We start from the raw sequence: 11,216 nt of genomic DNA on the forward strand, positions 1-11,216 counted from the left end.
TCGACCCGCCCTCTCAAGTCGCGCGGGCGGGGAGTGGAGCGAGGGAGATGGGGGCCGGCTGAGTCGCCCAGAGAAGCAGGTGAAGCTCCTCGAGCCCGTCGCGATGAGACAAGAGCTCCCGCTTCTCAGATGGCGTCAAGCTCTGCGGACCCTCGTCCTGGAGCTGGAAGATCAAGCCCTCCAGATAGTGCCGACGCCGGCGATTGGGGACCTCCTCCGGCAAGAGTGAGACATGCAGCGCATAGGCGCAGGGATCGATGACGGCGCGGTACCAGAGATCTCCTGCCATCTCGCCGGAGCAGAGTGGGCCAGCGACGGCTCCCAGGTTTTCGGACAGGAGCTGCAACACGCGTGGCGGCATGGATTCCTCCGGGGTGAGAAAGAGCCCGGCCGCACGGGCCCGCTGGCCCGGCCAGACCCGGCTGGTCGCCATCGAGACCGGGATTGCGAGCAGCATCCCTGCCAGCACCGGCGTAAACCACCAAAAAAACGCCGGGACATAGAAATAGGTCAGCACCCCGGTGGCGACACCCAATAGGGTCTGGTCGCCATGGGCCGCAAGCGCCTCGGCGAATCCGGTCTGGTGGTCACCGCGTTGTTGCGGCGGCCAGCCAACGATCCGGCGCAGCAGGATCGCGCCGACAAACTTGCTCTGAAAGAGCATGAGGACCGGCGCGTAGAGGACCGAGAGCAGGCTCTCGATCAGGACGCTGAGCGTTGCCCGCGGCAATCCGCCGTAGGCCGCCCTCAACCTCGGCCGGACCCCGAGCAGCACCAAAGCAAAGAGCTTCGGCAGAAAGAGCATGGCGAGGGTGACCCAAAGCACCGTGGTCATCTCGACCACGTAGGACACCGGCCAGATGGGTAGCAGATAATCCCCGAAGAAATAAACTGGTGCGTCCAGGCTGTCCAGATATGCCTGAACACCGGTGAGCAGCAGAAACAACAGCCACAGCGGGGATGCCATGTACGACATCACCCCCATCGCGAGGTGAACCCGGTTCAAAGGTTTGAACCCCTCGGCAAAGACCAGCCGCACATGCTGGAGGTTCCCCTGACACCACCGTCGGTCGCGTTTGGCATAATCGATCAGGGTCGGCGGTATCTCCTCGTAGCTGCCGCCCAGGTCGTATGCAAGCCAGACCTTCCAGCCGGCGCGACGCAGAAGCGCCGCCTCGACGAAGTCATGGCTGAGGATCTCCCCACCAAAAGGCTCCCGCCCGGGCAACTCCGGCAATCCACAATGAGCCGCAAAAGCCTCGACCCGGATGATCGCATTGTGGCCCCAGTAGTTGCTTGTGTCGCCCTGCCAGTAGCTCAACCCGGCAACGAAGATGCGCCCGTAGAGGCTGCTTGCGAACTGGAGTACACGGGCAAAGAGAGACACCCGATTGACAGGGACCGGTGGAACCTGAAGCAAGGCCACATCCGGGTGCTGTTCCATGCGGGCCACCATCTCGAGGACGGTGGAGCCGGACATCAGGCTGTCGGCATCGAGAACGATCATGTAGCGGTAACGACCGCCCCATCGGCGACAGAAATCGGCGAGGTTCCCACTCTTACGACTGGTGTTTTCGACCCGGTTGCGATAGAAGACGCGCGCTGGGTGGCCAAGCTCCACAGCCCATTTTCGCCATTGCATCTCCTCCTCGACCCAGATGTCGGGGTCTCGCGTATCACTGAGCACGAAGATCTCGAACCCAGCGGCCCGCCCGGTCTCCTGCAACGACTGCTCGATCGCGCGCAGACCCGCGAAGACGCGTGCGGGATCCTCGTTGTACACAGGCATCACAAGGGCTGTCTTGAAACCCATGGGAGGGTCCTTGGGACGGCTGGCGTGGACGTCGTCACTCGCGGGTTGCCCGTGGTCCTGACGCAGGAGCAGGATGAAACCGATTGCGGCCGTCCAGAAGGACGCACTGATCCAGAGAATCAGAACCGCGTAGAGCAGCAGCAGTATGAATTCCAGCGGTGTGGTCCCACCCTCCTGGAACACGCCGCTCAACAAACTCATGGCGCCGAGCGTCGTGAGGAGCACTAGACCGAAGTAGATGACTCGACGGTACCCAGGGTCGGGATGACGGACCGAGGATGTTCGTGTCATGACGTCCGTCCCGGATCGGCAGGCTGATGGGGGCGCTCCGCTGGTTTCCCCCGAAGGACCTTCGCGATCGATCGAACGAGGCGGTGACAACACGGCCCAATCCGCTGGGGCACCATCGACAAGGGTGCCGGCTCGGGTGCCGGTGAGAGACTCGCCGCGATGATGCGCTCGCCCAGTGGCTCGTCGACGCGCCCCGACCAGACGGCCACCCAGCCCTCGACCACGCCACCCAGTACCGCGGCTCGCGCCATCCGTTGTTGTGGCTCGGGAACACCCGGCCCGAGCTGAGCCGCGATCCAAGCGTCGAGCAGTGCTGCGGTCGCCTCGATCCCTGTCTCGGTTGCGTCCGCCACAAGGTGTGTCGACACCCGTCGAACGAATCGACTGCGGATCGCTTCGATGAGGCGGGCATGGTCTCGGTGGTCGCGGACCCCAAGTGCTCGCAGATAGTGCGCTACCCGGGGCATCGCCTGCTCCCAATCCTGCAGCGATGCACCGACCGGCGGGCCCGCCGATGAATCAACCTCGACGCCGAGATCCGACAGATCGGCGCCATTGCCAATCACTGGGGGACCCACTCGAAGCTCCAAGTCTCGGTGAGCACGTCATTACCTTGATACAGGAAACCACGCAGCTCGGCCGATCGACCCCGCTCAGGATTGAGCTCGACGAACAGCCGCCACCCCCCCGTCTCTGGATTATGTTGCACGACTGGTGGTGAGAGGTCACCGGTCGAAGCGGTCACGGTCGCCATCAAGGGCGAATCGGGCGGCAAGCTTGCCAGCGTCTCGCCGACGAAATCGACCACAAACTTGCGCCGGCTTGAATCCAGGACGTCCGTGCCGCCGCCACCGATGCGGGTCGCCAGGGTTCGTCCGCCGGTCAGGCGCGCCTCGGGATTGGCAGAAAACCGCAGGCGATATGCAAACTCCATCTCGTCACCGGCCCCGACGCGGCGCTCGGGGGTCCAGTAGGCGACGATGTTGTCGTACTTCTCTGCCGTGCTCGGGATCTCCACCAACTCCACGACGCCCTTGCCCCAATCTCCGAGGGGCTCGACCTGCGCGCTCGGGCGGTTGTGATAGTGGGCCTCAAGGTCCTGGTAGTGGGCGAAGTCCCGGTCGCGCTGCAGGAGACCGAACAGACGTGGATTCTCGACCTGGAAGTTGCTGATGCGCAGTCCAAGCGGATTGACCAGCGGCCTCCAGATCCGCTCGCCCGTCCCGCTCTCGATAATGAGCCCATCCGAATCATGGACCTCGGGGCGAAAATCATCCATGTACCGCTCGGTCAGCTCGCCGTGCAGAAACATGCTGGTCAAGGGGGCGATGCCGAATTTCTCGACGGATTCTCGAAAATAGAGGTGGGCCTTGACGTCCATGGTCGTGTCGGGCCCAGGCTTGATCACGAAGACATATGCCCCGGCGACCCTGGGACTGTCCAACAGCGCATAAAGCGTGATCTCGACGGCATCCTCATGCGGTCTTTCGAGCCAGAACTCGCGAAACACGGGGAACTCTTCGCGTGTCGCCAACCCGGTATCGATCGCCAGACCACGTGCCGTGATCCCGTAGTTGAGATGTTGCGCCACGGCGCGGAAGTAGCTGGCGCCGAGGAAAACCGCGACCTCATCGAACAGATCGTCGCGATTGATCGGGAACAGCAAACGCAGACCGGCGAAACCAAGGTCGTGGGGGATGTCTCCGGAGACCGGGTTCTCGCCATAGTCGAACATCTGGGTCGAGAACTCGACCGGAGTCACCGCGCCTTGATCGATGACGTTGATGCTCACCCGGTCCTGGAACATGAAGCCACGGTGGAAGAACTGGACCTGAAAAGGCAGTCCGTCCTCGCGCCATAGTGAGTGACCGCGGTTGAACCGGATATCGCGGAAACCGTCGTAATCCAGGGACGCAAACACCTCCGGGAGCTGGGGCGCGTCCCTCTGGTAAGGCGCCTCGGCGAGCTCGGCGGCGCGCCGGACCACGCTTGCGAATGTGAAGACCCCCGGCACACCTTCGTCGTCCGGCGCTGCGGATGGCTGGCAAAAACCTTCGGCGCCAAGGGCCATCGCCAGGGCAACGAAGAGGCCGGCCGAGATTCGTTTGGGATCTCTTAAGTGGTTCATGTTCGAGAGTGCCAGGTTCTTCAGTCTTTTGGGTAACGAGCCGAAAACGGCAACAATTTCCAGCCTCCTGGCAGGCTCCATCCCGCTTGAAGGTCGAGCTGCCAGGCCTCTGGAGGGGGCGTCCGCCGGAGCCGGGCATTGGGGTGTCCAAGTCGCGGTCCGTGCCCCTGGATGCGGGCTCGCCGCCTGCGCACGGACCAGCCGGCCCGCGGTAAGCACCGCGAAGGTGAGAACAACGCTGGCCTGCGACGCGGCGGCTATCCCGAGCAGGATGCCTGCTATACCATCTCCATCGCTGCCAGGCCGGCAAATTTGCCGGGACATGTTAAGGTAATGCCGGTCCGGCGTGAAGTCCCCTGCACCGCTTGCCAAGCCCCGATCCAGCTCAGGAGAGCGCGCTCAGGGGCATGCAATACGCCGCGCCAGGCTCGTATTGGCTCCTCGGCTCGCCTGCCTCCCGACGGGTTCCGTCGCCGGGCAGCAGGAGGGCCCACCGAGTCCCTTTGGCGCTGCCGAAGGCGGTGCAAGCACTAAGTGGGAGTGTCGAGCTGAACGGACGCGGCGACAGGCTCCCCCGACGGACATGCGCGGGTACACGACCGGCAAAGGGGGGCGACGCCGTCAGCGGCCGCCGAAAACAATCAGGTTGCACGGCGGTCACGGCGCGTGGCAGCCGCGAAGCAACCAACCCCACAATCCGCGCGGGATGAGACGTGCGATCGCGCGCGGCCGATTTTGCCGTGAGGCTATACTCACGCGCGGCCAGCGTCATCCGCGATGTTGAGCCAGGGCTGTCGGGGCCGTCGTCGCGCACCCCGCCGGCACTCGATTTCCCTGATCACGACGGACCCTGCCCCACCATGAATGCGCTGCGCTCCCCCATCAGCCGCACAAGCTGGATGCGATTTGTCGAGATGATCGGAGCCCTCGCGGGCTCCGAGGTCGGCGGCAAGGCGAAGTGGCTCTTTGCGCTGCTGATCTTGCTCCTGTTCGGCATCAACGGCCTGAACGTCTTGAACAGTTACGTCGGGCGGGACTTCATGACCTCCATCGAGAACCGCGACATGGGCAGGTTCGGTTACTTCGCGCTGCTCTACGTCGGCGTCTTCGCAATCTCGACACTGGTGGCGGTCTACTACCGTTACGTCGAGGAACGCCTCGGGCTGCTATGGCGCAACTATCTGACGAGACGCGCCGTCATGCGCTATCTCGATGATCGAGTCTACTTCCGTCTTCACGACGCCGGGGATCTCGCCAACCCTGATCAGCGGATCAGCGAGGACATCCGCTACATGACCGCGACGACGCTGTCCTTCGTGCTCATGCTGCTCAATGCAAGCTTCACGGTGATTGCCTTCTCTGGCGTCATGTGGACCATCAGCCCGCTCCTGTTCGTCGTGGCCGTCTCCTATGCAGCACTCGGATCCTTAATGACCGTGCTCCTCGGGCGACCCTTGATCGGTTTGAATTATGACCAGCTCGACAAGGAGGCCAATTTCCGCAGCCGCCTAATCCATGTCAGCGACAATGCCGACTCCATTGCGCTCCTGCGACGTGAGGCCGGTCTCGAGTCGCAGCTTCTCAAACGCCTAGCGGATCTCATAGCAAATTTTCAACACATTATTCACGTCAATCGCAGACTGGGATTCTTCACGACCGGCTACAACTACCTCATTCAGATCATCCCCGTCCTCATCGTCGCGCCGCTGTTCATTCAGGGAAAGGCGGACTTCGGGGTCATCAGCCAATCCGCGATCGCCTTTGCCCACCTCCTCGGGGCCTTTTCCCTCATCATCACACAGTTTCAGTCTATCTCGACCTACACGGCCGTGATTGCCCGCCTGGCAAGCCTGCGCGAGGCGATGGAGGCGGGCCCGGTCTCACAGAAGCCGGCGATCGTGACGCGCATCGACTCAGAGCGCGTGGCGTTTCAGGGCGTCACCCTTCGATCACCTCGCAGCGGGCGCGAGCTGATCAAGGATCTGTCGGTGTCGATCCCGCGCGGGACATGCCTACTTGTCCTCGTTCCCAACGAATCGGCCAAGACAGCCTTGTTTCGCGCGACCGCCGGCCTCTGGGACGCCGGAGACGGCTGTATCACGCGCCCGGGCGACTCGGCGATCATGTTCCTGCCAGAGCGTCCTTACCTGCCACCGGGGAGCCTGCGTCAACTCGTGACGCCAAGCGGTGCCAACGGGTCTTATACGGATGAGCAGATCGTCGCGACCTTGAAGGCGTTGAGCCTCGAGCCCGCATTGATCCGGGCTGGCGGGCTGGACAAAGAACGCAACTGGAAGGAGCTCCTGTCGCTCGGTGAGCAGCAACTCGTGGCATTTGCACGGGTGCTGATGGCCGCACCCGCGTTTGTCGTGCTCGACCATCCGACTCGGGCACTGAGCGAATGCCAGCTCGACGAGCTGTTTCAGATGTTGCGTGACAGCGGGATGACCTATATCACGCTCGGCGATGAGGAAGATGATCCGTCTGCCTATGACCACGTCCTGGTCGTCGCCGAGGATGGCACCTGGACATGGCGGGGGACCGGCCCCTCAGAGTCGGATGAGCTCGGCGGGCAACACGCCGAAGACGGCACCGCCGCCCGATCCGGGCCTGGAGGCAGCGACCCGCGGACATCAAGCGAAGGCTGAAGGACAAACGCGCCCGGGTCTCCGGCCAGGCCCTCGATCAAGCCGGCAACGCCGGCGCGGGGATGACTCACGAGGCCTGCCCCTCTCGGCTGCATTCACGGACCGCGGCCCCCCGTCCACCCGAATGCGGCGCGGACTGCGAGCGACGAGGGCGGGCGCATCTGGTCTTGGGGACTGGGGTACACTAGCGGGCAGCCGCTGAATTGAGCGCGGCACGAACATCGCTGCAGGAAAACGAGTAATGGCGAAGAAGCCAACTGGATCAAGAAAGGACGTCGCACGAGGCCGTTCCGGCGCCAAGCGGGCCGGATCTGCGCCGCCTGCGAGCAGCCGCAGCCGAAAATCGCAGGCTCGGGAGCCATCGGTCTCAACCGCGATCGTCCTGCCTCAGGCCGGCGGGGCAGATGGGGCGCCGGCGCCGGATCAATCCGGCGAGCGAGTCACGGCCGCCCCTCTGCCGCCCGCTGACCCGCGCCGCCCGGCAGCCCGGAGCTCGGCTTCTCAGGCGGCCCTGAAGGCGGAGCGGGTTCGATCGGGATTCGAGCAGGACACCGGGCTCCCAGGGGTCGAGACTGCCGAGCCGGGGATACCGCCGGATTCGGCGCCGCTATCGGCTGGGTGGACGCCGCCGTTGACGGAGGCGATCCCGCAATCTGCCGAGTCCGACGCGTCGGCCACGCTGCGCTCAGCCCGGTCACGACTGGGGTCGGAAGAGCCTCCCGAGGCCGAAGCATCGCCAACACCCGAGCCCCTGCCCCCTCCTGCAGCCTTCCGCCCGAACCTGTTTGTCGTTCACATCACGCCCGAGCTGGCTGCCGTGGCAAAGGTCGGCGGACTCGCCGACGTGGTCTTCGGGCTGAGTCGCGAGCTGGCGATTCGGGGCAATCATGTCGAGATCATCCTGCCCAAGTACTCCACCCTGCGCTACGATCAGGTCTTCGAGATGCAAGAGGTCTATCGCGACCTCTGGGTCCCCTGGTATGACGGCGCAATCCACTGCACGGTATTCTTCGGCTTCGTACACGGGCGCAAATGTTTCTTTATCGAGCCGCATTCACAGGACGATTTCTTCAACCGTAGCAGTATCTACGGCTTTCGCGATGACGTTCTGCGCTACGCCTTTTTCTCGCGGGCTGCCATGGAATTCCTCTGGAAGGCGGGCAAGCACCCGGACGTTATCCATGTCCATGACTGGCAGACCGCCTTGGTGCCGGTCTTCCTCTACGAGCTCTACCAGCCGCTTGGGATGACGCATCCGCGGGTGTGTCTGACGATCCACAACTTCGCTCACCAAGGGGTGACGGGCATCGACGTGCTGCATGCCACCGGGCTGCGCCGGCCGGAACGGTTCTTCGAACAGAGCCGGATGGCAGACAATCACCACCCAAGAGCTCTGAATTTGCTTAAGGCGGGAATCGTCTACTCCAACTTCGTCACAACCGTCTCACCCCGTTATGCGTTTGAGACGAAAGACCAGGGCCAAGGCTTCGGACTGGAGCCGACGCTCCATGTCCATCATCTGAAGTATGGCGGAGTGGTCAACGGCATCGACTACGATGTCTGGAATCCCGAGATCGACCATCATATCCCGGTTCGCTACGGGGTGGAAAACATCGACGGAAAATACGAAAACAAGCGTGCTCTCCGCCACCGCCTGATGCTGGCAGACAATGAGAAACCGATCGTCGCCTTCATCGGTCGGCTGGACCCACAAAAAGGTCTGGAGCTCGTGCGCCATGCGATCTTCTATACCCTTGAGCAAGGCGCTCAATTCGTCTTGCTCGGATCGAGCCCAAACGATCAGATCAATGCCGATTTCTGGGGTCTCAAGACGATGCTCAACGACAGCCCCGACTGCCATCTGGAGATCGGCTTCGACGAAGAGCTGTCACACCTCATTTATGCTGGCGCCGATCTCATGCTCGTCCCAAGCCGTTTCGAGCCTTGCGGGCTGACCCAGCTGATTGCTCTGCGCTACGGCACCATCCCGGTCGTCCGTGAGGTCGGCGGACTGGCAGACACAGTTTTCGACAAAGACCACTCGCATCGTCCGCTGCATGAGCGCAACGGCTACGTCTTCCGGGATTTCGATAACGCCGGCCTGGAGTCGGCCCTGGGACGCGCCATCGCCTGTTATCGGTATCATCCTGATCACTTTCGCGAGTTAATGAAGAACGCGATGCGCTGCGACTATTCTTGGAACGTGCCTGGTCAGGATTACCTGAACATCTACGACTACATCCGCGAGGGCTAAGGCATCTCCGACTCGAGGTCCGATTGGGGCATCGACCGGCCCGGAACGCGAGCGATCCGGGGCGCATGGCTCGCAACCATGTGAATGGAAGGGCTGACACGGCGCCCCGCCATGGGGGCTCGCGGCTGTCGTGATGAGCGTGCCGGGTCGCGTTGAGGAGAGCACGGGATTGATGAAGATCTATAACCTGTTCCCGCGACTCGTTGGACATTTCGAGAATTGGACCCCGCATCTGGGACGGGCGGCCAAAATGGGCTTTGATTGGGTCTACGTCAATCCCATCCAGAGGCTTGGTCGATCCCGATCCCTTTATTCGATCGCCGATCATTTCGCGATCAACGAGACCTTCGTGGCTCCGAATTCCGCCCGCCCGCCCGAGGAGCAGGTCCGGGCGATGATCGCCGAGGCGGAACGTCGGGGGCTCTCCATGATGATCGACCTCGTGATTAATCATTGCGCCAAGGACTCGAGGCTGGTGCTGGAGTATCCCGACTGGTTCGTGCGCGAAGGCGACGATGTCGCGAGCGCCTTCTGTGTCGAAGCTGACGGGAACAAGGTCGTCTGGCATGACCTGGCTCAGTTCGATCACCGCCACTCGGTCGATCGCTCGGGGCTGCTGGCGTATTGCATTCAGGTTGTCGACTACCTGGTCGACTTGGGCTTTCGCGGCTTCCGCTGCGATGCGGCGTACCAGATACCGAACGCAGTTTGGGAATCCTTAATCACGCACACACGTCAGATCTGTCCAGAGGTCGTCTTCATCGCGGAAACGCTCGGCTGCTCTCCGGAGCAGACGCGCGATACAGCATCCGCCGGCTTCAACGCCATATTCAACAGCTCAAAGTGGTGGGACTTTGAAGCCCCTTGGCTGTTGGAGCAGTATGACCTGACCCGCCACCTGGCCTCCTCGATCAGCTTTCCGGAAAGTCACGACACCGAGCGGCTCTTCAGCGAATCCGGGGATAACCCCAACGCTCTGAAACAGCGCTACCTTTTCGCGGCATTGTTCTCCGCCGGGGTGATGATGCCGGTCGGGTACGAGTATGGCTTTAGGCGCCGACTCAATGTCGTCGACACGAGCCCCGCAGACTGGGAAGCGCCGAACATCGATCTGACTGACTTCATTGCGCGGACCAACCAACTCAAGGACCAGTACCCCGTGTTCCGGGAGGATGGACCGATCGAGCGCCTGGAGCAGGCCAACCCGGCGGTCTTACTGCTGCGCAAAGTGAGCACGGAGGGCCTTGGCACGGCGCTCCTCGCCTTGAACAAAGACCCCTGGAACTACCAGCACCTGCACATCGAAGACCTTTATGACCTCAGCGGGTCGACACCCCCGCTCCGCGACGTGTCGCCCGAATGGCCGATGGACTATCTGCCCACACCCTTTGAGTTCGAGCTCGGACCGGGCGTGGGGCGGGTCTGGGTAACCACGGCGTGCACATCCGATATCGAGCCGCGACGGGGCGCAGGGTGCGCGGTGGCCGACCGCTGGTTGACGAAAGAGGAATGAGACCCAACCGGCGAGTGAGGGAGTGGGGGTGGCCCTGGGTTGCGGCATTGACCGCTCCAGGCACGGGTCGTGGTGCCCGAGGCGGGACTCGAACCCGCATGGCCGAAGCCGAGGGATTTTAAGTCCCTTGCGTCTACCAGTTTCGCCACCCGGGCTTGATGAAGCTGGTGGCCCACGCCACTGAGTCGTAAAGAGGGGCTGCCCGCAAGTCCGACCAGACTGCGCGCGCACCTTGCCTGTGTTGCGTGAGCGAGAAGCGGAGAGCACGAATGCTGGAGGCTGAGCCCGGAATCGAACCGAGGTACGCGGCTTTGCAGGCCGCTGCATAACCACTCTGCCACTCAGCCGAGATTGGAGTATAGTCGCGCGCCGCATGCCTGTCACGCGCCGGCGGGCTAAAGCACCAGGCGGCACCGCGCCCCGCCACCCCCCGGCCCTGTGAGGGCTTGACAGGGGGATGAGTTGGGGTAGAATGGGCGGTCTTGGCGAGGCGCTGTGTGCGTTTGCTGAGGAGATCTTTAACAGTGTGTATCAGATAATTTGTGCGGGTGCTCCGGTGTCGTTGGGGA

The 11,216-nt window shown here is 62.8% G+C and carries 6 protein-coding genes and 2 tRNA genes; 3 read left to right on the plus strand and 5 right to left on the minus strand.

Translation table 11 applies throughout. The features are described 5' to 3' along the window. Nucleotides 1-13: 13 nt before the first annotated feature. The 3 genes from mdoH to LJE61_RS14350 are packed head-to-tail and all read right to left on the minus strand — an operon-like array spanning nucleotide 14 to nucleotide 4,232. Entirely contained in the window at nucleotides 14-2,104 is a 2,091-nt protein-coding gene (gene mdoH, locus LJE61_RS14340; protein ID WP_296909952.1) for a glucans biosynthesis glucosyltransferase MdoH, read from the minus strand. Continuing rightward, entirely contained in the window at nucleotides 2,101-2,682 is a 582-nt protein-coding gene (locus LJE61_RS14345) for a hypothetical protein (protein ID WP_296909953.1), read from the minus strand. Before LJE61_RS14345 ends, mdoH begins: the two co-directional genes overlap by 4 nt. Further along, nucleotides 2,667-4,232, minus strand: coding sequence for an OpgD/OpgG family glucan biosynthesis protein (locus LJE61_RS14350; protein ID WP_296909955.1), 1,566 nt, complete (start codon nucleotides 4,230-4,232; stop codon nucleotides 2,667-2,669). Before LJE61_RS14350 ends, LJE61_RS14345 begins: the two co-directional genes overlap by 16 nt. A gap of 914 nt (nucleotides 4,233-5,146) precedes the next feature. Between LJE61_RS14350 and LJE61_RS14355 the strand changes: the two genes are divergently transcribed. From LJE61_RS14355 to LJE61_RS14365, 3 genes are all read left to right on the plus strand, one after another. After that, complete coding sequence (locus tag LJE61_RS14355) at nucleotides 5,147-6,880, plus strand: ABC transporter ATP-binding protein/permease (RefSeq protein ID WP_296918743.1); 1,734 nt, start codon at nucleotides 5,147-5,149, stop codon at nucleotides 6,878-6,880. A 454-nt stretch (nucleotides 6,881-7,334) separates the two neighbouring features. Beyond that, the gene (locus tag LJE61_RS14360; protein ID WP_519973041.1) at nucleotides 7,335-9,134 is read left to right on the plus strand and encodes a glycogen synthase; all 1,800 of its coding nucleotides are present in this window, start codon (nucleotides 7,335-7,337) and stop codon (nucleotides 9,132-9,134) included. A gap of 172 nt (nucleotides 9,135-9,306) precedes the next feature. After that, nucleotides 9,307-10,647, plus strand: a complete 1,341-nt coding sequence (locus LJE61_RS14365) for an alpha-amylase family glycosyl hydrolase (protein WP_296909960.1) — start codon at nucleotides 9,307-9,309, stop codon at nucleotides 10,645-10,647. 70 nt (nucleotides 10,648-10,717) lie between these two features. On the opposite strand, the gene LJE61_RS14370 is transcribed toward LJE61_RS14365, so the two are convergent. Together LJE61_RS14370 and LJE61_RS14375 are read right to left on the minus strand one after the other, a co-directional pair. Then, nucleotides 10,718-10,802 (minus strand) — tRNA-Leu (locus LJE61_RS14370). Nucleotides 10,803-10,920: 118 nt separating this feature from the next. Then, a tRNA-Cys gene (locus LJE61_RS14375) sits at nucleotides 10,921-10,994 on the minus strand. Between the last annotated feature and the right edge of the window lie 222 nt (nucleotides 10,995-11,216).

It is taken from the genome of Thiocapsa sp. (genome assembly GCF_022340925.1).
Lineage (GTDB): Bacteria > Pseudomonadota > Gammaproteobacteria > Chromatiales > Chromatiaceae > Thiocapsa.

Bases quoted from the DNA above. Each gene is read 5' to 3' on its own strand.
- LJE61_RS14350 (WP_296909955.1), bottom strand. From the start codon at position 4,232: ATGAACCACTTAAGAGATCCCAAACGAATCTCGGCCGGCCTCTTCGTT.
- LJE61_RS14365 (WP_296909960.1), top strand. From the start codon at position 9,307: ATGAAGATCTATAACCTGTTCCCGCGACTCGTTGGACATTTCGAGAAT.
- mdoH (WP_296909952.1), bottom strand. From the start codon at position 2,104: ATGACACGAACATCCTCGGTCCGTCATCCCGACCCTGGGTACCGTCGA.
- LJE61_RS14355 (WP_296918743.1), top strand. From the start codon at position 5,147: ATGATCGGAGCCCTCGCGGGCTCCGAGGTCGGCGGCAAGGCGAAGTGG.